Source organism: Pseudomonas sp. PGPPP4 (assembly GCF_002256045.1).
Classification (GTDB): Bacteria; Pseudomonadota; Gammaproteobacteria; order Pseudomonadales; family Pseudomonadaceae; genus Chryseomonas; species Chryseomonas oryzihabitans.
The window spans coordinates 166,692-189,833 of the sequence record NZ_NKID01000010.1 but is presented as its reverse complement, the minus strand read 5'-3'; the positions used below and the strand labels follow the sequence as shown (position 1 = coordinate 189,833).

At 64.8% G+C, this 23,142-nt stretch carries 14 protein-coding genes; 6 read left to right on the top strand and 8 right to left on the bottom strand.

Going from position 1 to position 23,142, the window contains the following annotated elements; genetic code table 11:
• Positions 1–69 precede the first annotated feature (69 nt).
• The 6 genes from CFE50_RS18120 (at position 70) to CFE50_RS18095 (ending at position 10,360) form a co-directional block, all read left to right on the top strand.
• Positions 70–579, top strand: a complete 510-nt coding sequence (locus tag CFE50_RS18120) for a CinA family protein (RefSeq protein WP_241809709.1) — start codon at positions 70–72, stop codon at positions 577–579.
• A complete protein-coding gene (gene nadE, locus CFE50_RS18115; RefSeq protein ID WP_286736526.1) occupies positions 576–1,406 on the top strand; it encodes an NAD(+) synthase in 831 nt (276 codons plus the stop codon). Before CFE50_RS18120 ends, nadE begins: the two co-directional genes overlap by 4 nt.
• A 456-nt stretch (positions 1,407–1,862) precedes the next feature.
• Positions 1,863–3,866 (top strand): alpha-1,4-glucan--maltose-1-phosphate maltosyltransferase, encoded by a 2,004-nt coding sequence (locus CFE50_RS18110; protein WP_286736524.1) that lies wholly within the window; start codon positions 1,863–1,865, stop codon positions 3,864–3,866.
• A gap of 133 nt (positions 3,867–3,999) precedes the next feature.
• Positions 4,000–7,329, top strand: coding sequence for a maltose alpha-D-glucosyltransferase (treS, locus tag CFE50_RS18105; protein WP_286736521.1), 3,330 nt, complete (start codon positions 4,000–4,002; stop codon positions 7,327–7,329).
• Positions 7,326–9,545, top strand: a complete 2,220-nt coding sequence (gene glgB / locus CFE50_RS18100; protein WP_286736519.1) for a 1,4-alpha-glucan branching protein GlgB — start codon at positions 7,326–7,328, stop codon at positions 9,543–9,545. The genes treS and glgB overlap by 4 nt, the downstream gene beginning before the upstream one ends.
• Positions 9,546–9,634: 89 nt before the next feature.
• Positions 9,635–10,360, top strand: a complete 726-nt coding sequence (locus CFE50_RS18095) for a polysaccharide lyase family 7 protein (protein ID WP_286736517.1) — start codon at positions 9,635–9,637, stop codon at positions 10,358–10,360.
• A gap of 8 nt (positions 10,361–10,368) precedes the next feature.
• Here the strand turns inward: CFE50_RS18095 and CFE50_RS18090 are convergent, their stop codons facing one another.
• The 8 genes from CFE50_RS18090 to treZ all read right to left on the bottom strand — a co-directional run bounded on the left by CFE50_RS18090 (position 10,369) and on the right by treZ (position 23,028).
• Complete coding sequence (locus CFE50_RS18090) at positions 10,369–11,415, bottom strand: lysylphosphatidylglycerol synthase transmembrane domain-containing protein (RefSeq protein ID WP_037007058.1); 1,047 nt, start codon at positions 11,413–11,415, stop codon at positions 10,369–10,371.
• The gene (gene clsB, locus CFE50_RS18085; protein WP_286736514.1) at positions 11,412–12,659 is read right to left on the bottom strand and encodes a cardiolipin synthase ClsB; all 1,248 of its coding nucleotides are present in this window, start codon (positions 12,657–12,659) and stop codon (positions 11,412–11,414) included. Before clsB ends, CFE50_RS18090 begins: the two co-directional genes overlap by 4 nt.
• Positions 12,656–13,417: an endonuclease/exonuclease/phosphatase family protein gene (locus CFE50_RS18080; RefSeq protein ID WP_007161821.1), complete on the bottom strand. Its 762-nt coding sequence runs from the start codon at positions 13,415–13,417 to the stop codon at positions 12,656–12,658. Before CFE50_RS18080 ends, clsB begins: the two co-directional genes overlap by 4 nt.
• Entirely contained in the window at positions 13,414–15,603 is a 2,190-nt protein-coding gene (gene glgX / locus CFE50_RS18075) for a glycogen debranching protein GlgX (protein ID WP_223855432.1), read from the bottom strand. The genes CFE50_RS18080 and glgX overlap by 4 nt, the downstream gene beginning before the upstream one ends.
• Before the next feature lie 249 nt (positions 15,604–15,852).
• The gene (locus CFE50_RS18070; protein ID WP_286736510.1) at positions 15,853–16,359 is read right to left on the bottom strand and encodes a DUF2934 domain-containing protein; all 507 of its coding nucleotides are present in this window, start codon (positions 16,357–16,359) and stop codon (positions 15,853–15,855) included.
• Positions 16,356–19,163 (bottom strand): malto-oligosyltrehalose synthase, encoded by a 2,808-nt coding sequence (gene treY, locus CFE50_RS18065; protein ID WP_286736508.1) that lies wholly within the window; start codon positions 19,161–19,163, stop codon positions 16,356–16,358. The genes CFE50_RS18070 and treY overlap by 4 nt, the downstream gene beginning before the upstream one ends.
• Positions 19,160–21,226 carry a 4-alpha-glucanotransferase gene (malQ, locus tag CFE50_RS18060; protein WP_286736506.1) on the bottom strand — a complete coding sequence of 689 codons (2,067 nt, stop codon included), beginning with the start codon at positions 21,224–21,226 and terminating at the stop codon, positions 19,160–19,162. The genes treY and malQ overlap by 4 nt, the downstream gene beginning before the upstream one ends.
• Positions 21,223–23,028, bottom strand: coding sequence for a malto-oligosyltrehalose trehalohydrolase (gene treZ / locus CFE50_RS18055; RefSeq protein ID WP_286736503.1), 1,806 nt, complete (start codon positions 23,026–23,028; stop codon positions 21,223–21,225). The genes malQ and treZ overlap by 4 nt, the downstream gene beginning before the upstream one ends.
• Positions 23,029–23,142: the final 114 nt, after the last annotated feature.

Sequence of the window (23,142 nt, the reverse complement as noted above, 5' to 3'; positions counted from 1 at the left end):
CTGACCCGAGAACTTCCCCATTTCGCCGTTCTTCCAACGGAGGAGAACCGCTTTTGGGGACAGGCACTCATGAACGAAATCGAGTCCATGCTGGACTATCTCAAGACACGCGAACTGCAACTCACCACGGCCGAATCCTGCACGGCCGGCAAGGTGGTGGGATTGTTGTCGGAGATACCCGGCAGCGGCAGCTGCATCGAATCCGGTTACGTCGTCTATTCGCCCGAGGCCAAGCAGCGCCTGCTGGGCGTCAGGCCGGAAACCATCGAGCGGCACAATCTCACCAGCGAGGAGGTGGCGCGGGAGATGGCCGCCGGCGCCTTGCGCGACAGTCCGGCCCAGGTGGCCATCGCCAATACCGGGCTGGCCGGACCGGGTGGGGCGGACGGCATTCCACAGGGAACCGTCTGTTTCGCCTGGGGCTACCGCGTCGGTGACGACATCGTGCTCTATTCTGAAACCCAGCATTTTTCCGGCGACCGTGAGGCTGTGCAGCTGGCGGCGGCCCGGCACAGCCTCGGCGCCGTAGTGCCCTATCATCAACGTCTCGAACGCGAATCAGAGGAGAACGCCCGATGACCGAAGCCCTTCAGCGCGACATCATCCAGGCCCTGCAGGTACCCGAGCATTTCGATCCGGCCGAGGAAGCGGAGCGGCGCATCCAGTTTCTCAAGGACTATCTGCTGAATAGCCGCCAGGAAAGCTATGTGCTGGGCATCAGTGGCGGCGTGGATTCCTCCACCGCCGGTCGCCTGGCCCAGCTGGCGGTGGAGCGGGCGCGCGAGGAGAGCGGCAATGCGCGCCTCAGGTTCATCGCCATGCGCCTGCCCTATGGCGTGCAGCGTGACGAGGCGGATGCCCAGCGCGCCCTGCAATTCATCCAGCCCGACGAGACCCACACCGTCAACATCAAGCCGGCCAGCGACGCCATGCTCGCCTCGGTGCGCGAGGCCCGCGTGGCCTTCGATGACGAACTGCACGAGGATTTCACCCTGGGCAACATCAAGGCGCGCCAGCGCATGATCGCCCAGTACGCGGTGGCCGGCGCGCGCCGGGGTCTGGTGATAGGCACCGACCACGCGGCGGAGGCCCTGATGGGCTTCTATACCAAGTTCGGTGACGGCGCCTGCGATCTCACCCCCCTGCATGGTCTCAACAAGCGGCGGGTGCGGGCGGTGGCCGAATGGCTGGGCGCTCCCAACGAGCTGGTGCACAAGGTGCCGACCGCCGATCTGGAGTCCCTGTCGCCCGGCAAGGCCGACGAAGACGCCTTTGGCATCACCTACGCCGAGATCGACGATTTCCTGGAAGGCAAGGCGGTGAGCCCGGCCACCCTAGAGATCATCCTCAATACCTACCGGCGTAGCGCCCACAAGCGCAATCTCCCCTATACGCCTTTTCATTGAAATCAACGGGTTATATATAGTTTCTCACGTGATTTCTCGAATGCAGCCTTTAGGGTGATCGTCATCGTGATGTGCGCTTCGGTGCTCTTCAACCAGCATCGAGGCGGCGGTCTCTAATTTGGAATTCGCTTCATATACGTGCTCCAAGCAAATGATATAAAAGGACTTTTGCTGATTTTCCGTGCCTGTCGGCCATTGCGGTTTGGCTGAACTTTTGCGCGCTACCGGCGCTCAGACTCTTTCAGACACACCCGCGTGAGTGCTTCCGGTTGCAGTAGAGCCGCGGCTGTCTGGAGTGGCATCCCTAGGGGTGTCACTACGGGTTACCGATTCCCTTGAGGGGTTCGGCCAGCCGGGCCTCTTTGGCGGCAAGCCAAGCAGTAGCGGGTTCATGACCAAGGTCGCAGCGCCGGCGCGTTGCGACCTTTCACGCGTCTCAAGATGGAGTCAGGCTCGATGTCGAACACCGATCTCCCCGGTTCTTTTTCCACGCTTTCCCTCGATCCCGCTACCGCTGCCCAGACCCCGCGCATCGCCATAGAGTCGGTCACGCCGGCCGTGGACAATGGCCAGTTCGCCGCCAAGGGCATCGCCGGGCGCGTCGTCGAGGTGACCGCCAAGATCTTCGCCGATGGCCACGACAAGCTGGCCGCCAGCGTGCTCTGGCGTCAGGAGGGCGAGGAGAACTGGCAACAGGCTCCCCTGACCCTGGAAACCAACGATCTCTGGCGCGGCCGCTTCACGCCGCCCGCGGTGGGTCGCTACGAATTCGTGGTCCAGGCCTGGTGGGACGTCTGGGGTACCTATCGCTACGAAATCGAGAAGAAATACGCCGCGGGTGTCGGGCTGAACCTGGAATTGCAGGAAGGCCGCATCCATGTCGAGCAGGCCCTGTCCCGCGCCGAAGGTGAGCAGCGCGGCCCGCTGGAGGCGCTGCTGCAGCGACTGGACCAGGCCGGCAGCGAAGGCGACAAGGTCGCCGTGCTCCTGGCCGGCGAGGCCAGCCAGGCCATGGCACCGGTGGATGCCTATGTTCACCTGACCCACAGCATCGAATACCCGCTGGACATCGAGCGCCTGCGCGCCGAATTCGCCAGCTGGTACGAACTCTTTCCGCGCTCCATCACCGACGATCCCCAGCGTCACGGCACCTTCCGCAACGTGATCGGCGAGTTGCCGCGCGTGCGCGACATGGGCTTCGATGTGCTGTATTTCCCGCCGATCCATCCGATCGGCCTGGCCCACCGCAAGGGCAAGAACAATACCCTGGGGGCGGGCGCGGACCAGCCGGGCAGTCCCTATGCCATCGGCAGCCCGGATGGTGGCCATGACGCCGTGCACCCGGAGCTGGGGACCCTGGACGACTTCCGCGCCTTGGTGGCGGCCGCCGCCGACCATGGCCTGGAGATCGCCCTGGACTTCGCCATCCAATGCTCGCCGGACCACCCCTGGCTCAAGGAGCATCCGGGCTGGTTCTCCTGGCGGCCGGACGGCTCCATGCGCTATGCGGAGAATCCGCCGAAGAAGTACCAGGATATCGTCAACGTCGATTTCTACGCCAAGGATGCCGTGCCGGATCTCTGGCTGGCGCTGCGCGACGTGGTCTGGCACTGGGTCGAGCAGGGCGTGAAGATCTTCCGCGTCGACAACCCCCACACCAAGCCGCTGCCGTTCTGGGAATGGCTGATCGCGGACATCCGCGGTCGCGACGCCGATGTCATGTTTCTCGCCGAGGCCTTCACCAAGCCGGCCATGATGGCGCGCCTGGGCAAGGTCGGGTACAGCCAGAGCTACACCTACTTCACCTGGCGCAACACCAAGGCCGAGCTGACCGAGTATTTCACCCAGCTCAACGAACCCCCGCTGCGTGACTGCTACCGGCCGAACTTCTTCGTCAACACGCCGGACATCAATCCGGGCTTCCTGCAGACTAGCGGCCGGCCCGGTTTCCTGATCCGCGCCGCCCTGGCCACCATGGGCTCCGGCCTCTGGGGCATGTACGCCGGCTTCGAACTCTGCGAGGGCGCTCCGCTCACGCCGGGCAAGGAGGAGTACCTGGATTCGGAGAAATACGAGCTGCGCCCGCGTGATTTCTATGCCCCGGGCAACATCATGGGCGAGATCGCCCAGCTCAACCGCATCCGCCGGCAGAACCCCGCGCTGCAGACCCACCTAGGGCTGAAGATCTACAACTGCTGGAACGACCAGATCCTCTATTTCGGCAAGCGCACCGACGACCTGGGCAACTTCATCCTGATCGCTGTCAACCTGGATCCCTTCAACGCCCAGGAAGGCCATTTCGAACTGCCGCTGTGGGAGCTGGGTCTCGACGATCACGCCACCACCTACGGCGAGGACCTCATGACCGGGCACCGCTGGGCCTGGCACGGCAAGACCCAGTGGACGCGCCTGGAGCCGTCGATGCCCTTCGGCATCTGGCGCATCCAGGCGGGCCACTAGCGCTACCTCGGGCGGCGCGGGCCAGGCGGTGCGGACAGCTCCGCACCGCCTGGCCCGGCCGTCATCACTGCCGGGCGGCAAGGACGACCGGTACACGCATTCGATTCAGACGCCCTGTTAAGGACCTGACGACATGGCAAAATCCAATAAAGCTCGTTCCCGCAAACCCGCTGCCTTCATCGACGATCCGCTCTGGTACAAGGACGCGGTCATCTATCAGGTGCACGTGAAGTCGTTCTTCGACTCCAACAACGATGGCATCGGCGACTTTCCCGGCCTGATCGAGAAGCTCGACTACATCGCCAGCCTGGGCGTCAACACCATCTGGCTGCTGCCGTTCTATCCCTCGCCACGGCGCGACGACGGCTACGACATCGCCGAATACCGCGGCATCCATCCCGACTACGGCACCATGGCCGATGCCAAGCGCTTCATCGCCGAGGCCCATGCCCGTGGCCTGCGGGTGATCACCGAACTGGTCATCAACCACACCTCCGACCAGCATCCCTGGTTCCAGCGTGCCCGCCGCGCCAAGAAGGGCTCGGCGGCGCGCAACTTCTACGTCTGGTCCGATGACGACCAGAAGTACGACGGCACCCGCATCATCTTCCTCGACACCGAGAAGTCCAACTGGACCTGGGACCCGGTCGCCGGCCAATACTTCTGGCACCGCTTCTATTCGCACCAGCCGGACCTGAACTTCGACAATCCCCAGGTGATGAAGGCGGTCATCTCCATCATGAGGTACTGGCTGGACATGGGCGTCGATGGCCTGCGTCTGGACGCCATCCCCTACCTGGTGGAACGCGACGGCACCAACAACGAGAACCTGCCGGAGACCCACGCGGTACTCAAGGAAATCCGCGCCGAGATCGACGCCAACTACCCCGACCGCATGCTGCTGGCCGAGGCCAATCAGTGGCCGGAAGACACCCAGCTGTACTTCGGCGATGGCGACGAATGCCACATGGCCTTCCACTTCCCGCTGATGCCGCGGATGTACATGGCCATCGCCCAGGAAGACCGCTTTCCCATCACCGACATCCTGCGCCAGACCCCGGAGATCCCGGCCAACTGCCAGTGGTCGATCTTCCTGCGCAACCACGACGAACTGACCCTGGAGATGGTGACCGACCGCGAGCGGGACTATCTCTGGAACTACTACGCCTCGGATCGCCGCGCACGCATCAACCTCGGCATCCGTCGTCGCCTGGCGCCCCTGCTGGAGCGCGACCGTCGGCGTATCGAACTGCTCAACAGCCTGCTGCTGTCGATGCCCGGCACCCCGACGATGTACTACGGCGACGAAATCGGCATGGGTGACAACATCCACCTGGGCGACCGCGACGGCGTGCGTACCCCGATGCAGTGGTCGGTCGACCGCAACGGCGGCTTCTCCCGCGCCGACCCAGCCAGCCTGGTGCTGCCGTCGATCATGGATCCGCTCTATGGCTACCAGGCGATCAACGTCGAGGCCCAGTCGCGCGATCCCCATTCGCTGCTCAACTGGACGCGGCGCATGCTGGCCGTGCGCAAGCAGCAGAAGGCCTTCGGTCGCGGCACCCTGAAGATGCTGTCGCCCACCAACAGACGCATCCTGGCGTACCTGCGTGATTTCACTAACGCCCAGGGCGAGCACGAGACCATCCTCTGCGTGGCCAACGTCTCCCGCGCCGCCCAGGCGGTGGAACTGGATCTGTCCAGCTTCGCCGGTCAGGTGCCGGTGGAGATGATCGGTGGCAGCGCCTTCCCGCCCATCGGCCAGCTGCCCTACATGCTGACCCTGCCGCCCTATGGCTTCTACTGGTTCTACCTGGCCGGCAACGAGCAGATGCCCGCCTGGCACACCGAACCGCCGGCGCCGATGCCCGACTACCAGACGGTGGTCATCAAGCGGCACCTGCAGGAATTGCTGGAGGGTGAGCCGCGCCGCATCTTCGAAGAGGTGCTGCCGGTCTATCTGCCCAAGCGGCGCTGGTTCGGTTCCAAGGACGAAGCCATCACCAGCGTGCGCCTGGACTATGCGGCCCAGATCAACACGCCCAAGCTGCCGGTGATGTTCAGCGAAGTGGTAGTGACCAATGCCAAGGGCGAAGAGCGCTATGCGCTGCCCCTGGGCTTCCTCGCCGAAGAGGACCAGCATTGCAGTCCGCTGGCCACCCAGCTGGCCCTGTCGCGCATCCGCCACGTGCGGCGCGTGGGCCTGGTGACCGATGCCTTCGCCCTGACCAGCTTCGTCCACGGCGTGTTCGACGCCTTCCGCAAGGGCGCCAAGATCGCTTCGCCGTCCGGCGAGCTGAGCTTCGAGGTCTATGACCAGCCCGAGGACTTCGCGCTGGATCCGGACATCGAGATCAAGCACCTGGGCGTCGAGCAGTCCAACAGCTCGCTGATCGTCGGCGACCACCTGATGCTCAAGCTGATCCGCAAGGTGGCACCGGGCATCCATCCGGAAGTTGAGATGGGGCGCTACCTGGCCCAGGCCGGCTTCGCCAACATCGCCGCGACCCATGCCGTGGCCCAGCGCATCGCGCCGGATGGCACCCCGCATGTGCTGATGCTGGTGCAGCAGCACATCCACAACCAGGGCGATGCCTGGACCTGGAGTCTGGACGGTCTGGATCGCGTCACCCGCGATCTGCTCAGCGGCGGCATCTCCGACGTGGAGAACGAGTTCACCGCCATGGGCGATCTGGCGGCCTTCGCCGGCGTACTGGGCAAGCGCCTGGGCGAGATGCATCGGGTGCTGGCGCAGCCCACCGAAGACGCGGCCTTCGCCCCCGAAATCGTGGACGCCCAGGCGGCCAAGGACCTGGCGCATCGCGTTCGCGTCCAGGTGGACGGTGCCCTGGACACCCTGCAGGGCATGAGCGACAAGCTCGATGCCACCGGCAAGGAGCTGCTGCAGGGCCTGGTCGGCAAGCGCGAAGCCCTGGCCAAGCGCATCGAGGCTTTGGCGGCTGATGTCGAAGGCGGTATGCGCATCCGTGTCCATGGCGATCTGCACCTGGGTCAGGTGCTGGTGGCCCAGGACGACGCCATCCTCATCGACTTCGAAGGCGAGCCGGCGCGGTCGCTGGAAGAGCGGCGCGGCAAGTACGGTCCGCACAAGGACGTGGCCGGGGTGCTCCGCTCCTTCGACTACGCGGCGGCCATGATCACCCAGTCGAGCAACGCCGGCGCCGATACCTCGGAAGAGCATCTGCAGCTGCGTGCCAAGGCGGCGGAGACCTATCGCAATGCCTCGTACGCGGCCTTCCTGGAAGGCTATCGCGCGGCGGCGGCCGGTATTGGCCACCAGTGGGGCGAGCGCGGCGAGCAGGCGGCGCTGGATCTCTACAGCCTGGAGAAGGCGGTGTATGAGATAGGCTACGAGGCTGCCAACCGACCCACCTGGATCAACATCCCGCTACGTGGCGTCGCTGCCATCGTCGAGACCCTCTTGTCCGGAGCCCGCGCATGACCGATCACAACACCGCTCTCGTCGCTCCCCTGGACGACGCCCGGCTCTCGGCTGCCGAAGCCGAGTCGCTGGCCCGCGGCGAGCACGGCAATCCCTTCGCCGTGCTCGGTCCCCATCCCGATGGCGAGGGCGTGATCGTCCGCGCCTTCCTCCCCAACGCCCTGGGCGTGGAGCTGGTCGATCGCGTCAGCGGCCGGCCCCTGGCCCAGATGCAGCCGGGGCGGGTGCCCGGGCTGTTCGTCACGCGGCTGGAATACGCCGCGCCCTACAAGCTGGTCATCCGCTGGCCCAGCGGCGTGCAGGAGACCGAGGATCCCTATTCCTTCGGTTTGCTGCTGGGGGAGACCGATCTCTATCTGTTCAACGAAGGCCGCCACCGCAACCTCGGCGAGACCTTTGGCGCCCAGCGCTGCCAGGTCGACGGCGTGGAGGGCGTGCGCTTCGCGGTCTGGGCACCCAATGCCCGCCGCGTCTCGGTGGTCGGCGACTTCAACAGCTGGGACGGGCGCCGCCTGCCCATGCGCCTGCGCGCCAACAGCGGCGTCTGGGAGCTGTTCGTGCCGCGCCTGCCGGTCGGCACGGCCTACAAGTACGAGATCCTCGGCCAGCACGGCGTATTGCCGCTCAAGGCCGATCCCATTGCCCTGGCCGCGGAGTTGCCGCCGCGCACCGCCTCGGTGGTGGCCGACAACAAGCCCTTCACCTGGCACGACCAGGACTGGATGGCCCGCCGTCGCGAGCTGCAGGGCGTGGAAGCGCCGATTTCGGTCTATGAACTGCACGCCGGGTCCTGGCGCCGCGAAGGTGGTGACGAAGGGCGTCAGTACAACTGGCGCGAATTGGCCGAGCGCCTGATTCCCTATGTCCGCGAGATGGGCTTCACCCATATCGAGCTGCTGCCGATCATGGAGCACCCCTTCAGCGGTTCCTGGGGTTACCAGCCGTTGGGCCAGTTCGCGCCCACCTCGCGCTTCGGCACCCCGGCGGATTTCGCCGCCTTCGTCGATGCCTGCCACCAGGCCGACATCGGCGTCATCCTCGACTGGGTACCGGCGCATTTCCCCACCGACGAACACGGCCTGGCCCGCTTCGACGGCACCGCGCTGTATGAATACGAGCATCCCTTCGAAGGCTTCCACCAGGACTGGAACACCTACATCTACAACCTTGGACGTCACGAGGTGCACGGTTTCATGCTGGCCTCGGCCATGCACTGGCTCAAGCATTTCCACATCGACGGCCTGCGGGTGGATGCCGTGGCTTCCATGCTCTACCGCGACTATTCGCGCAAGCACGGCGAGTGGATCCCCAACATCCATGGTGGTCGCGAGAACCTGGAAACCATCGCCTTCCTGCGGCACCTCAACGAGGTGGTCCACGAGGAAGCGCCGGGTGCGCTGGTGATCGCCGAGGAATCCACGTCCTGGCCGGGTGTGAGCGCACCGGTCAGCGAAGGTGGCCTGGGTTTCGACTTCAAGTGGAACATGGGCTGGATGAACGACACCCTCCACTACGTAGAAGAGGACCCGGTCTATCGCCAGTACCATCACCACCAGATGACCTTTGGCCTGGTGTACGCCTGGTCCGAGCGCTTCATGTTGCCCATCTCCCACGACGAGGTGGTGCACGGCAAGGGCTCGATGATCGAGAAGATGCCGGGCGACGTCTGGCAGAAGTTCGCCAATCTGCGCACCTACCTGAGCTTCATGTGGACCCACCCAGGCAAGAAGCTGCTGTTCATGGGCTGCGAATTCGGCCAGTGGCGCGAGTGGAGTCATGACCGCGAGCTGGACTGGTTCCTGCTGGAGCACGGCACTCACCGCGGTGTGCAGCAGTTGCTGGCCGATCTCAACCAGCTCTATCGCTATGAGCCGGCGCTGCACGAGCGCGATCACCTGCCCGAGGGTTTCGACTGGGTGGTCGGCGACGACAATGGCAACAGCGTCTTCGCCTGGCTGCGCAAGGACGCCCAGCAGCAGCCCTTGCTGGTGATCGCCAACTTCACGCCGGTACCGCGGCATGACTACCGGGTGGGCGTGCCGTCGCTGGGCCATTGGCAGGAGATCTTCAACAGCGACGCCGAGCGCTACGGTGGTTCCAACCTGGGCAACGGCGGTGGGGTGAACGCCGAGGAGATCGGCGCCCATGGTCAGCCAGCCTCGCTGAATCTGCAGTTGCCACCCCTCGGTGTGCTTGTGTTCAAGCCGCAGGGCTGATCCGGGAGCGTCTCGCAAGGGACGCGCTGCGCTGACAGGCATCCCCGTTCTGGGCGATGCTTGTCAGGCATCTGGCAACCGAGAGCACCATGATCGATCTCGCCGAATGGAATCTGACGGTTCCCGTACCCATGCCGGTGGCCCAGGTACAGACCGCCGAACTCAACAGCAGCGCCTTTCGCAGCCCCTATCTCGTGCGTGGTGAGGGAGGGTCGCTGCTGTTCTGGGTCCCCGTGACCGGAACCCCGCAACCCTTCTACAGCTATCCCGCCACCGAGTTGCGCGAAACGCGTCCGGACGGCAGCGCCTATGCCTGGAAATATCGCGAGGCCGATGCGCTGCTGCAGGCCGAAGCGGCGGTGCAGCAGGTGCCCTCACGACCCGAGGTCATCATCAGCCAGATCGAGGACCAGACCGCCGCGCCGGAAGCGTCCCAGGCGCTGTTGCAACTGGTCTATCGAGTGGAAAGCGCGGCCACTGGCAAGGGGCAGGTCGAGCAGGGCCAGCTCATCGCCCGGTTGCGGGAAAGCCCCACCGACAGTCCCAAGGACGTCATCCTGCTGGAGCATCTGCCGCTCAACAGTCGCTTCAGTTATGACATCAAGCTGGCGCGTACCGGAGTGCTCACTGTACGCGCCCATGGCGCCGGTTCACGCAACGGAGATCTGGGTCTGCAACTGGACAGCGCCTGGAGCAGCCATCACCTGTATTTCAAGGCGGGCGCCCGCTTGCGCGATGGGGAAGGGCCCGCCACCGAGGGCGGGCGTGTGCTGTTCTACCGGCTGATCTCCATGCACCAGCCCAACAACCGATAGGGCACGCCCTAGGTGGCGTGCTTTTCCTGCTGCTTGCGTTCTTCGCGGCGGTCGTTGCTGACCTTGAGCTTCTTGGCGCGGCTCTCCAGGGCGAAGTAGAGCACGGCGGCAATCAGCAGCGGGACGATGAAGTACAGCGTCCGGTAGCCGAGCAGGGCGGCGATGATCTTGCCCTGGGAGAGGCCGTCGTTGGCCAGCAGGGCGATGAACACCGTCTCCAGCACCCCGACCCCGGCCGGGATATGCACGATGACCATGGCGATGCTGGACAGCAGCAATACGCCGAGCACATGCAGATAGTCCACCTGACGGCCCAAGAACAGGTAGACGATGGCGGCCATGGCCATCCAGTTGATCGAGGACACCAGCAGCTGCAGGCAGGCCATGCGCAGCGAGGGCAAGGCGAGGCGCTGCTTGCGCACCGTCCATTCGCGCTGCTTGGCGAAGGCGCAGACGCCCAGGTAGAAAACGATGAAGGCCAGCAGACCAAAGCCGATCAGTCGCAAGGTGGTATCACCGACGAACCAGTTCGGCGGCATGTCCACCACGCCGCTGACGAAGATGCCGCCGGCGAGCAGGACATACCCCAGCCAGTTGGTGGCGATGCTCAGGGAAAAGATCCGGGTGATGGTGCCGCTGGACAGGCCCAGCCGCGAGTAGAGGCGATACCTCATGCCGATGCCGCCGACCCAGGTGCTTAGGGTCAGGGTAAAGGCGTAGCAAATGAAGGACACCAGAAACACCTGACGCTTGACCAGCTTGTGGCCGCAATAGGCGCGCCCGATCAGGTCGTAGCAGCCATACATGATGTAGGACAGCACCACCAGGCCGCCGGCCATGGCCAGGGTGGTCCACTTGTAGCCGGTAAAGACCTTCCAGACTTCGCCCCAGTCGACCTTGCGGGCATAGATCACCAGCAGCACCACCACCGCGATCAGGAACACCCAAGTGAGAATCTTCTTGGCCAGGACCCAGTGCTTATTCTGCGGTTTGTCGGCGGCCTGCTGGTCCGCCTCGTCGTCGGCGTGGTCCAGGGTGTCGCTGTGGCTGCTCATCGTTGCGGATACCTTGAGATCGAGGAATCGACCCGGTCCTGGGTTTCGAGCTCGGGCTGCACCGGCGGACTCACCAGTTCGATCTTGGGGGTATGACCGGGCAGCCAGCCGACCCAGGCGGGAAAGTGGCGCAGGAAGTGAAAGACCAGCATCGTCTTGGCCAGGTGCCAGTAGGTGCGCTTGGGCACCTTGCTGCTGTCGACGTGCTCGCAGTGATTCTGGATCAGGGTTTCCAGGCGACCGCGCAATTCACGGTTGAAGGCATGGTCGTGGAAGATCAGGTTGCATTCGAGATTGAGCGAGAGACTCAGGGGGTCGAGGTTGCTCGAACCCACGGTGGACCAATGCTCGTCCATGGTCGCCACCTTGCCGTGCAGGGGGCGCAGGCAATATTCGTAGATCTCCACCCCGGCCTTGACCAGGTAGTTGTAGAGCATCTGGGCGCCGACCTTGACGATGGCCATGTCCGGCTCGCCCTGGACGATCAGCACCACGCGGACGCCGCGCTGCGCCGCATTGCGCATCTCCCTGAGCAGCCGATAGCCGGGGAAGAAATAGGCATTGGCGATAACCACCTCGCGCTTGGCGTTGCGCAGCATCTCCAGATAGTGCTTTTCGATATCGGCACGATGCTCGTCGTTGTCACGGAACACCAGCAGCGCCTGGGCATTGCCGGGATTGCGATTGTCGGCCGGCTTCTGCGAGCGCTTACCCCACCAGCGGTGGGTCTCCTCGGGGGAGTTGATGGCGTCGCGGGCGAAGCGGTGGATGTCATCGACGATGGGGCCTTCGACCTCGACGGCATAATCCTGCTTGGCCTCGGGCCCGAAGTCGCCCAGGTGCTCGGCGGAATAGTTGATGCCACCGATGAAACCCAGGCGGGCGTCCACCACCACGATCTTGCGATGTAGGCGGCGGAAGAGGTTGGTCCTCATGCCCATAAGCAGGGGGCGCGGATCGTAGTAGCGAAAGCGCACCCCGGCATGGACCATCTCGTCGATGAAGTCCTGCGGCAGGTCCGGCGAGCCGTAGGCATCCACGGTGATGTCCACCTGGACACCGCGCTTGGCCGCCGCGACCAATTCCTCCTGCAAGGCCTTGCCGACCTTGTCGTAAAAGAGGATGAAGGTCTCGATGATCACCTCGCGCTCGGCTTCGCGGATCGCCTCGAAGACCCGTGGAAAGAAGTCCTCGCCGTTTTCCAGCAAGGCGATGCGGTTTCCGTCCCGCCATTCGAAGTTCATAGGTGGAAGTCCGCAGCCAGGGGAGCGTGGTCGGAAAGGTGCGACCACGGCTGATTGCCCAGCACCTGTGGGCGCCCGACACTGACGTTACGGGTATAGATGCGATCCAGGCAGAGCAGGGGCCGCTTCGCCGGGAAGGTCTTGGGCAGGCGCCCCGCGGTCTTCATGAACACCTCTTCGAGGCCCGCGCCCTGGCCCAGGATGTCGTTGGCCTTCTGGCGCCAGTCGTTGAAATCCCCCGCCACCACGACGGGAGCGTCGCTGGGCAGGGAATTGATGTGTTCGCAGATCAGCTTCATCTGCATCTGGCGGTGCTTTTCCCGCAATCCCAGGTGTACGCAGATCACGTGCAGATCCACACCCTGATCCGGAACACGCAGGACGCAGTGCAGCATCCCGCGCTTTTCCGGTCCGGCGATGGAAATGTCGAAGTTGTCGTAACTTACGATGGGAAACTTCGACAGCACCGCATTACCGTGATGGCCATCCGGGTAGACCGCATTTCGCCCGTAGGCGAAATCGGTCCACATGGAATCGGCCAGGAACTCGTACTGCGGCGCCGCCGGCCAGTTCTCGAAGCGCAACGGGTGCTTTTCGTGGGTACCCAACACCTCCTGCAAGAAGACAATGTCCGCTGACACCGTCCGCACCGCCTCGCGCAATTCCGGCAAGATGAACTTGCGGTTGAAGGACGTGAAGCCCTTGTGCGTGTTGATGGTCAGGACCTTGAACGAAAAACCCTGTTGCGCGTCCGTCATGCCTGGCGCTTCCTCCGCTTGGTCTGGGTCAGCTCGAACAGCAATACCGAGCGTCCGGTGACCTGATAGGTGTCTCCGAAGTTGAAGACGTCGCCGGCATCCAGGTCGGGCTGATTGGTGTCCAGCTGCAGGGACCAATGCTCGCCCATGGGGACTTCCGGCAGGGTGAAATCCACCACGTCATAATGAGCATTGACCAGAATCAGCAGCGAGGTATCCGCGCCCTTGCGACGAATGCCGGTCGGTTGGGCCCGGCCATCGAGCAGGATGCCCATGCACTTGTTGCTGCCGTCCTGCCATTGCTCGTCGCCCATCTCGGTGCCACCGGGTTGCAGCCAGGTGACGTCCTTGACGCCCAATTCCTCGTTGTAGGCGCCGGTGAAGAAGCGGCTACGACGCAGCAGCGGATAGCGACGACGCAGGTCGATCAGGTTGCGCACGTATTCCTGCAGTTCGGCGCTCTTCTCGCTGATCTCCCAGTTGACCCAACCGATCTCGCTGTCCTGGCAGTAGGCGTTGTTGTTGCCGCCCTGGGTCCGGGCGAATTCGTCGCCGGCCAGCAGCATCGGCGTGCCCTGGGAGAGGAAGAGGGTGGCCAGCAGGTTGCGCATCTGGCGATAGCGCAGCTCGATGATTTCCGGATCGTCCGTCTCGCCTTCGGCGCCACAGTTCCACGACAGGTTGTGGGAGTGACCGTCGTTGTTGTCTTCGCCGTTGGCCTCGTTGTGCTTGTCGTTGTACGACACGGTATCGGCCAGGGTGAAGCCATCGTGGGCGGTCACGAAGTTCACGGACGAATAGGGCTTGCGACCGCGACGATTGAACTTGTCGCCGGAGCCCAGGAAGATCTTCGCGAAGTCGCCGATCTTGTCCTCGTCACCCTTCCAGAAGGCACGGGCGGTGTCGCGGAAGGTGTCGTTCCACTCCATCCAGCCGGGCGGGAAGTTGCCCACCTGATAGCCGCCAGGGCCGCAGTCCCAGGGTTCGGCGATGAGCTTGGTCTCGGCCAGGATCGGGTCCTGACGGCAGGCGTGCAGGAAGCCGCCGCCCTCGTCGAAGCCGTCCGGCTCGCGACCCAGGATGGTGGCCAGGTCGAAGCGGAAGCCGTCCACGCCCATCTCGGTGGCCCAGTAGCGCAGCGAGTCGGTCACCATCTGCAGCACGCAGGGGTGGCTCATGTTCAGGGTGTTGCCGGTGCCGGTGTCGTTGATGTAGTAGCGCGCATCATCGGGCATCAGGCGGTAGTAGTTGGCGTTGTCGATGCCCTTGAGCGAGAGGGTCGGGCCCATCTCGTTGCCTTCGGCGGTGTGGTTGTAGACCACGTCGAGGATGACCTCGAGGCCGGCGTTGTGCATGCGCGCGACCATCACCTTGAATTCGCCGATGGACTGGCTGGCCATGTAGCGCGAGTGCGGGGCGAAGAAGGCCAGGGTGTTGTAGCCCCAGAAGTTTCTCAGACCCTTTTCCAGCAGGTGGTTGTCATCGAGGAAGTAGTGGATCGGCATCAGTTCGACGGAGGTGATGCCGAGCGACTTGATGTAGTCGATGACCTCGCTTTCCTGCAGACCGGAGAAGGTGCCGCGGGCGCTTTCCGGGACAGCCGGGTGCTGCATGGTGTAGCCACGGACGTGGGTCTCGTAGAACACGGTGCGATCACGCGGCACGCGCGGGTGGGTGGTGTTGCCCCAGGTGAAGGCGGGGTCGATGACGCGGCAGCGCGGCATGAAGGGCGCGCTGTCACGCTCGTCGAAGGACAGGTCACCATCGGGGTGGCCGATGGTGTAGCCGAACAGGGCGTCGTTCCACTCCAGCTCGCCCACGATCTGCTTGGCATAGGGATCGATCAGCAGCTTGTTGTGGTTGAAACGATGGCCATTCTGCGGCTCGTAGGGGCCATGCACGCGATAGCCGTAGAGGGTGCCGGGACGGGCGTCGGGCAGATAGCCGTGCCAGATCTCGTTGGTGAATTCCGGCAGTTCGATACGCTCGATTTCTTCCTTGCCTTCGTCGTCGAAGAGACAGAGTTCCACCTTGGTGGCGTTGGCGGAAAAGATGGCGAAGTTCACGCCGGAGCCGTCCCAGGTGGCGCCCAGGGGGTAGGGCAGCCCTTCACGAACACGAGACTTGGACTTGCTGATGAAAGTGGTCGCTTCGGTTAACGGCTTGTTGGACTCGGTTGAAGTCATTTCGACGCTCTCGGGATAGCTAGGAAGGAAGTAGCTCTGACTCGGCTCTCAATACCTGCCGGTGGCTGAATCGATACAGATCCGGCTACCTGCATATGAAAGGCCCGACGCAGCGCAGTTCCGAGCCCTGATGGCGAACCGACAAAGCGTTGTTTTTTCAGGAAAAATCAGGAAAACGGCGATAACGCAGATACCGCAGCGAGGCGGCAGGGGGAAGGCCTGGCCGAGCGGCCAGGCCGAAACATCACATCACTCGGTGGCGGCGGGCTTGGCCGTGGTCGCCTTGGCGCGGGACGCGCGCGGCTTCTTCGGCGTGGCCGGTGCTACACCTACGCCGGTAGCCTCGACATTGGCGTCGGCCTTGGCCTTGCTGGCGGTGGTCTTGCTCGCGCCGGTCTTGCCTGCACTGGGCTTGACCGCCTGCTTGACCTTGGAGGCAACCTTCTTGGCCGCCGATTCCACCTTCTCGGTTACCGACTCACCGGCCGCTGCGGCTTCGGTAGCGGCCTTCTCGCTGCCACTCTTGGTCTTGCCGGTGGTGCGGGCCTTGCTGGCGACGGGCTTATCCGCGCTCGCTGCAGCAGCCTTGGTCGCGCGAGGCTTCTTGGCCGCGGTCTTCTTGGCCACGCCTTCCTGTTCGGCTTCGTACAGTCGAGTCGCCATCTCCCAGTGGCGATCGTGTTCGTGGGCCGGCCGTCCTTCGGACTCCCAGATCTGATAGGCGAGCTGCTGGATGCGTTCGTCTTTTTGGGTCATTGCGGTGCGGCTCCTTGAGTGATGTCTTGTGTGCTGAGCAATCCAAGCGGAAAACGTGCCAGAACCTCGCCGACAGAAAGCTCTTTCTTCTGGTCATGGACAGATGCCGGGGCAAAAGTTTCCCCAAAACGGTACATGGACAAGGTTTCCGGAAGTTTTATCCGGGTGTCCTGCCAAGCCTCTGCAGAAAAGCGCAGATTCCCATCGTCCTGCATGAGGTCGGAGGCGTGCACCGGCACGATGACGATCACGGCCTGTCGCTCCCAGGTACGGGCGAAGGCCAGCACCTGATCGGCATGAGCACCCACTACGGTCAGGGGCAGGTAGCGACCTTCGGTGAACAGTTGTGGCTGCTGCTTGCGCAGTTGCAGGACGGCAGCCAGTACCTGTTGCTTGATCTCGCCGTTCTGCCAGGCATCCAGCGCAGCCTCGACGGAGGCGTGCTTGGCCAGCGCCTGCTGCCGCGGGGCATAGTTCACGGCACGGCGGTTGTCGGGCTCCACCAGGCTGAAGTCCCAGAATTCACCGCCCTGGTAGAGGTCGGGCACGCCGGGCGCGGTATTGCGCAGCAGCATCTGCACCAGGCCGTTCAGCGCACCGGCCGGAGCCAGTTCGCGAACCGCGGTGACGATCTCGCCGCGCAGGGCCCGGTAGTTGTCGTCGGTGAGCAGACCTTCGAGGAAGGCCTTGCAGGCCGCCTCGTAGTCGCCATTCGGCGCCCACCAGTCGGACTCCAGCTTCTCTTCGCGCAGGGCCTTTTCCTGCCACTGCAGCAGCCGCTCCAGATAGGCCTCCAGGCCCTTCTGGTCATCGGCCTGGAGATGCAGCGGCCAGCTGGCGAGCAGGGTCTGGTAGAGCATCAGTTCATCGCCCGGGGTCGGCGCCGGGGCATCGTTCCACTGGCCGCGCAGGGGGGCGGCCTGTTCCATCCAGCGGCTGACCTGGGCGATGTAGGCGTCCGGGCATTCCGACACGACAGCCAGGCGTGCACGGGTGTCTTCGCCACGCTTGTGGTCGTGGGTCGCGGTGGTCAGCATGTTGCGCGGGAAGTGCTCGGCACGCCAGCCGCTGGCCTGGTGGAAGGCACTGACCGGCTGGGCGAAATGCTGCGGATCGAAGCCCACGTCATTGCGCGACAGCAACGGCGCGGAGCGATAGCAGGCCGTGTCTTCCACCGCCTTGGCGGCGATCGGCGAGGTGAGCTGCTGGAACTTGGTGATGGCACGGCGCTGCTCGCGCCGGGCCACGCTGCCCACGGGCTTGTGACGTGGGGCGTCGCCACCCAGCCAGGCGCGCAGCTGTTCCAGCAGCGGTTGCTCCGCCTCACTGACGTGGGGACGGGCAGCTTCCAGCGCGGTATCGAACCACTGGGCGTCGTTGCCGACGAAGCCCGCCGCGCCGGCGTAGGTGCGATAGACCTTGAACTGCACGATCAGCTCCAGCAGCACCCGGCGGATGGCGCCCTGGCTGGTGTCGCGGGTGCGCCAGTCCTGCTGGGCCAGCAGGTGCAGGGTATGCACGGCCGATTCGAATTCGCTGTTCAGCGCGGTGGTGAGCACCAGGCGGCGCGCTTCCCGCACCTCTTCGAGGAAGTCCTCGGTGCGGCCGGTCCGCTCGGCCCAGAACTGGCGCAGCGGGGCTTCGCCGCTGGCGGCATGTTGCACCGCCGACACCTCGTTCATGAATTCGTAGCCGGTGGTGCCGTCGATGCCCCAGCCTTCCCGCAGCTGCTCGCCTTCGGCGAGGATCTTCTCGATGTAGATGGGGAAGCCGTCCTCCGGCGCTCCGCCGCTGCGGCTGGCGCAGAGGTCGTCGACGCGACGGCGCAGCTTGCGGCAATAGGCGCGCGGATTGGCCAGGCCGTCGATGTGATCCAGGCGCAGGCCGTCGAGCAGGCCTTCGCTGATCAGGCGGAAGATCAGCGAATGGGTTTCCTCGAACACCTCGTGGCGCTCCATGCGCAGGCCGCCCAGTTCGGTGATGTCGAAGAAGCGCCGCCAGTTGATGTCGTCCGAAGCGGTGCGCCAGCTGGCCAGGCGATAGTGCTGACTCTCCAGCAGGGCGTGCAGCCGCTCCTGGTTGGCGACCTGGCTACCCTCGAAAGCGGCGACCGCCTTGTCGATGGCGGCGGCGACGGCGGGATCCTTGGCGGCATCGGCCAGCTGGCGCTGGGCGCCGCGGGCTTCTTCCAGGTCCTTGGCCCGTGCCGAGAAGGCATCGGCGAACAGACTGAGCTGGGGCAGGTCGCTTTCGCGCAGGATTTGACCGTAGGTACCCGGATTGATCGGGAAGTGGTGGGCGTAGTACTCGACGCGGAAAGCGCCTTGCTCGGCGTCGAACAGCAGCTTGAGTTCGCCGGCCTGCAACACGTTGCCGTACGCGTCACCGAGGAAGGGCAGCAGCACCTGGCCTTGCAGATCCGGGTCGGGCCCGTACCAGTTGATGTCATAGAAGCCGGCGTAGCGGCTCTGGCGACCCCATTCGAGGATGTCCAGCCACCAGGCGTTTTCCGAGCCGCCCACGTTGGTGTGGTTGGGCACGAAGTCGGCGATCAGGCCCATGCCGTGTTCGCGCAGGCGGGCGACCAGGCGGCGCAAGGCCTCTTCACCGCCCAGCTCCGGGTTGACCCGGGTCGGATCGACCACGTCATAGCCGTGCACGGAACCGGCGCGCGCGGTGGTGATGGGCGAGGCATAGAAGTGACTGATGCCCAGCTTGGCGTAGTACTCCACCAGGGGCAGGGCGTCGTCGAAGGTGAAGTTCTTGTGGAACTGCAGGCGTACGGTAGCGCGCAAGCGACTCATCGAGTGTTCTCCGGATTGTTACGAGCAGTGCTCAGCACGCGTAGGCGTCGTTCAGGGGTAGCGGCATCCAGCAGGCGCTCGGCGGGGTCGTCCCAGCGGCGCAGCCAATTGGGGTGTTCGTTGGTGGTGCCGGGCAGGTTGGCCTGCTCCAGCTGACCCAGGGCGTCTTCCACCGGCAGGATGATCAGGGGCGCCGGGGTACGGCCGATGAAGTCGATGGCGGCATCGACGGCGGACTCGACGTTGCTTTCCCGGGTGTCGTCCAGCTCCAGCACCTTGGCCAGCTGCTGACGATCCTTGGCCCGCTCGTCGAGACGGTCCTGGCGCGAGGTGCCATCGGGCAGCAGCCCGAGTTCTTCCTGCCAGTCGGCGTCGCGGCCCTGCCACCAGCCGGTGAGGGTCGGCAGGTCGTGGGTGGTGGGCATGCCCATGGCCGTGTCCGACCACTGCGCAGCGGGCTTGAAGGCCTCGCCATCGCGCTCGAACAACAGCACCTGCATGCCCATGATGGCGCGCTCGGCCAGCCGCTCGCGAAAGCCCTCGGGTACGGTGCCCAGGTCTTCACCCATGACCACGCAGCGATAACGCCAGGATTCCAGGGCCACCAGCCGCAGCAGGTCATCGATCGGATAGGAGAGATAGGCGCCGTCGGCCGGGGAGGCACCCTCGGGCACCAGCCAAAGACGTTGCAGCCCCATCACATGGTCGATGCGCACGCCGCCGGCATGGGCGAAGTTGGCCCTGAGCATCTCGATGAAGGCGCGGAAGCCATGCTTGACCATGCCGGTGGGGGAGAAGGCGGAAATGCCCCAGCCCTGGCCCTTCTGGTTGAGCAGATCCGGCGGACAACCCACGGTGACCGAGGCCAGCAGCTCTTCCTGGCGACTCCAGGCCTGGCTGCCGCCACCGTCAGCGCCTACGGCGATGTCGGCGATCAGGCCGATCTTCATGCCCGCTTCGCGGCACTGCGCCTGGGCCGCGGACAGTCCTTCGCTGGCCAGCCACTGGGTGAAGGCATAGAACTCCACGTCCTGGGCATGGCGTTCGGCGAATTCGGCCACGGCCGGATTCTTGGGATCGCGATACTGCTGGGGCCAATGCTGCCAGCTGGGCGAGGCATCGCCCTGGGTGAAGGAGGCATGCAGGGCTTCGAAGCGGCAATGGTTTTCCAGGGCGTCGCCACCGTCGCGGCGGAAGGCCTCGAAGCGCTCGCGCAGCTCACCGCCAGCGGTGCGGAAGTCCAGGTGCAGGGTACGCAGCAGGCGCAGCCGCAGCCTGGCCAGGGCCGGCCAGTCGATCAGTTCCAGCTGCTCCAGGCGCTCGGCTTCCGCCTGCAGTCCGGCGCGCTGCATGGCCTGGCGTACGGGCTCGGCGCCCAGGACCAGCTCCGGCGCGGCATAGAGCACGTTGAAGAACACCCGACTCGACGGGGAGTAGGGGCTGTAGCGACTGCCGTCGGCGCTGAACATGGCGTGCAGCGGGCTGATGGCCAGGGCATCGGCGCCCTTGCTGCCTGCGGCCTTGGCGAAGTGCACCAAGCCCAGCAGATCGCCGGCGCCGCTGCCCCCTTCGCGCCTGAGGCTGTAGAGCTGCACGGCCAGCCCCCAGAGACGGGCCTGCTCGTCGCCGGTGGCGTCGGCGATGGTGAAGCAGCGTTCCGGCGCGACGGCCAGGGTCAGGGCTTCGCCATCGACCTCGGCCTGGTGATAACCGGCGGCGCTGATCGGCGCCAGCTGTCCGCGGTCGTCCACCTGACCGTCTAGACGCTCGCCGTCTTCCAGCTGCACCTGGTAGCGGACGCCACGCTTGAACTGGTCCGGCGCCCCGACCGGCTTGCCGACCACCGCCGTGATGAGCGGCGGCAGATGGTGCTTGTCGCCCACCTCGGCCAGCTTGCGCAAGCTGGTGTCGATCTCGTCGTCACTGTCCGCCGGCAACTCGATGGCCTTGAGCAGATTGCGCAGGGCCTCGGGGCTCACCCGTTGGCGCTTGCCGTCGTAGGCGGTCCATTCGATGGCGATGCCCGCGGCCTCCGCCAGTTGTTCCAGACGATCTCCACTCATGCCTTTTTCTCCAGCCAGACCAGTGCCGAGTGAGCGGCCAGGGTGCCGTCCTGGCGGGTCGGCGTAGCGCTGGCGTCACTGCTGTGCAACAGCTCGCCCTGGGGAGCCTCGTCCACCGGTACGGCCTTGTCGCTCAGGTTGAGTTCGATGGTCAGGCGGCTGCCGTCGGCGAGACTCCAGCGCGCCCGCACGGCGCGCTCGGCCAGGGCTTCGGCGCCCATGGGGCGAGCACCTTCCAGCCGCGGGAAGAGTTCGCGGCGGCGGATTTCCAGCAGCTCGCGATACAGCCCCAGCCAGGCGGCGTGGTCGGGCTGATCGGCTTCGCCGAAATTCGGCTTGGAGTCTACGAAGGTCTTGGCGGCGTTCGGATCGGGGATCTGCTGGCGATGCTCTTCGCTGGTGAAGAAATCGAAATCCTTGAATTCGTTGCGCCGGCCATCGCGGACCAGTTCGGCCAGCTCGTCGTTGTGGCTGGTAAAGAACAGGAAGGGTTGGCGACTGCCCCATTCCTCGCCGATGAACAGCAGCGGAATCATCGGGCTGAGCAGCAGCAGGGCGGTGGCGGCCTTTAGCGCCGGCTCGGGTGCCAGACGGGTCAGGCGCTCACCGAAGGCGCGGTTGCCGACCTGATCGTGGTTCTGCAGGAAGATGACGAACGCCGAGGCCGGCAGGTCCTTGCTGGGTTCACCGCGGGCCTTGCCATGGCGGGTCTGCTCGCCCTGGTAGATGAAGCCCTCGCCCAGGCAGCGCACCAGCTTGGCCGTGGCGTCCTCGGTGAAGTCCTGGTAGTAGCCTTCGTTCTCGTCGGTCAGCATGGGGTGGATGACGTTGTGCCAATCGTCCGCCCACTGCGCGTTGTAGTGCTTGCCACCCAGCAGCGTGGCCGTGTTGTCTTCGTTCTCCAGCATCAGGTGGATGTGGCGGCCCGGCTCGACGGTGCTGCGGATCTCCTCGGCCATCTCTTCGAGGAAGCCCTTGTCGTTGATGGCGTGCACGGCATCGAATCTGAGGCCGTCGAAGCGATATTCCATCAGCCACATCAGGGCGTTGTCGATGAAGTAGCGGCGTACCGCGTCCTGGCGGAAATCGATGGCCGCGCCCCAGGGCGTATGGATGTCTTCGCGGAAGAAGCGCTCGGCATAGGCGTGCAGGTAGTTGCCGTCCGGTCCGAAGTGGTTGTAGACCACGTCCAGGTAGACCATGACGCCATGGCCGTGGGCGGTGTCGATCAGCGACTTGAGGTCGTCCGGGGTGCCATAGGAGGCTTCCACCGCGTAGGGCAGGACGCCGTCGTAGCCCCAGTTGCGATCGCCGGGAAATTCCGACAGCGGCATCAGCTCGATGGCGGTGACGCCCAGTGCCGCCAGGCGCGGCACCAGCTTCTCGACGCCCGCGAAGCCACCCAGGGTGCCGACGTGCAATTCATAGATGACGCTCTCGTGCCAGGGGCGGCCCTGCCACTCGACGGTCTGCCAGTGGTAGGTGGTCGGGTCGATGACGATGCTGGGCTCGTGCACATCGCCGGCCTGGGCGCGAGAGGCTGGGTCGGGGACCAGCAGGTCCTTGATCTGGTAGCGATAACGGGTGCCGGCACCGCACTGGGCCTCCACCGCGAACCAGCCGTCTTGCTCGGCTTCCATGGGAAGGGTCATGCCACCTTCCAGGACCACCGACACGGCGTCGGCGCTGGGCGCCCAGAAGTGGAAGAGGGTGCGTTCCTTGCTCACCAGGGTGGCACCGGCACGGGTCTGCCAGGCATAGCCCCCGGTCACCGCGGCTGCGTCGCGCGAAATATCAGTCATGGATAGAGAACTCCCGAAACCGGACGGCAGAAAAGACGCTGCGGCCCAGTTGGCCGCAGGTGCTGTTATGACCGGTGAGAGTTGCTCAAAGTTGGGCGGGGAGAGCGCTTTTCG

Bases quoted from the DNA above. Each gene is read 5' to 3' on its own strand.
- treZ (WP_286736503.1), bottom strand. From the start codon at position 23,028: ATGACTGATATTTCGCGCGACGCAGCCGCGGTGACCGGGGGCTATGCC.
- treY (WP_286736508.1), bottom strand. From the start codon at position 19,163: ATGAGTCGCTTGCGCGCTACCGTACGCCTGCAGTTCCACAAGAACTTC.
- treS (WP_286736521.1), top strand. From the start codon at position 4,000: ATGGCAAAATCCAATAAAGCTCGTTCCCGCAAACCCGCTGCCTTCATC.
- glgB (WP_286736519.1), top strand. From the start codon at position 7,326: ATGACCGATCACAACACCGCTCTCGTCGCTCCCCTGGACGACGCCCGG.
- CFE50_RS18080 (WP_007161821.1), bottom strand. From the start codon at position 13,417: ATGACGGACGCGCAACAGGGTTTTTCGTTCAAGGTCCTGACCATCAAC.
- malQ (WP_286736506.1), bottom strand. From the start codon at position 21,226: ATGAGTGGAGATCGTCTGGAACAACTGGCGGAGGCCGCGGGCATCGCC.
- CFE50_RS18070 (WP_286736510.1), bottom strand. From the start codon at position 16,359: ATGACCCAAAAAGACGAACGCATCCAGCAGCTCGCCTATCAGATCTGG.
- CFE50_RS18120 (WP_241809709.1), top strand. From the start codon at position 70: ATGAACGAAATCGAGTCCATGCTGGACTATCTCAAGACACGCGAACTG.
- glgX (WP_223855432.1), bottom strand. From the start codon at position 15,603: ATGACTTCAACCGAGTCCAACAAGCCGTTAACCGAAGCGACCACTTTC.
- nadE (WP_286736526.1), top strand. From the start codon at position 576: ATGACCGAAGCCCTTCAGCGCGACATCATCCAGGCCCTGCAGGTACCC.
- clsB (WP_286736514.1), bottom strand. From the start codon at position 12,659: ATGAACTTCGAATGGCGGGACGGAAACCGCATCGCCTTGCTGGAAAAC.
- CFE50_RS18090 (WP_037007058.1), bottom strand. From the start codon at position 11,415: ATGAGCAGCCACAGCGACACCCTGGACCACGCCGACGACGAGGCGGAC.
- CFE50_RS18110 (WP_286736524.1), top strand. From the start codon at position 1,863: ATGTCGAACACCGATCTCCCCGGTTCTTTTTCCACGCTTTCCCTCGAT.
- CFE50_RS18095 (WP_286736517.1), top strand. From the start codon at position 9,635: ATGATCGATCTCGCCGAATGGAATCTGACGGTTCCCGTACCCATGCCG.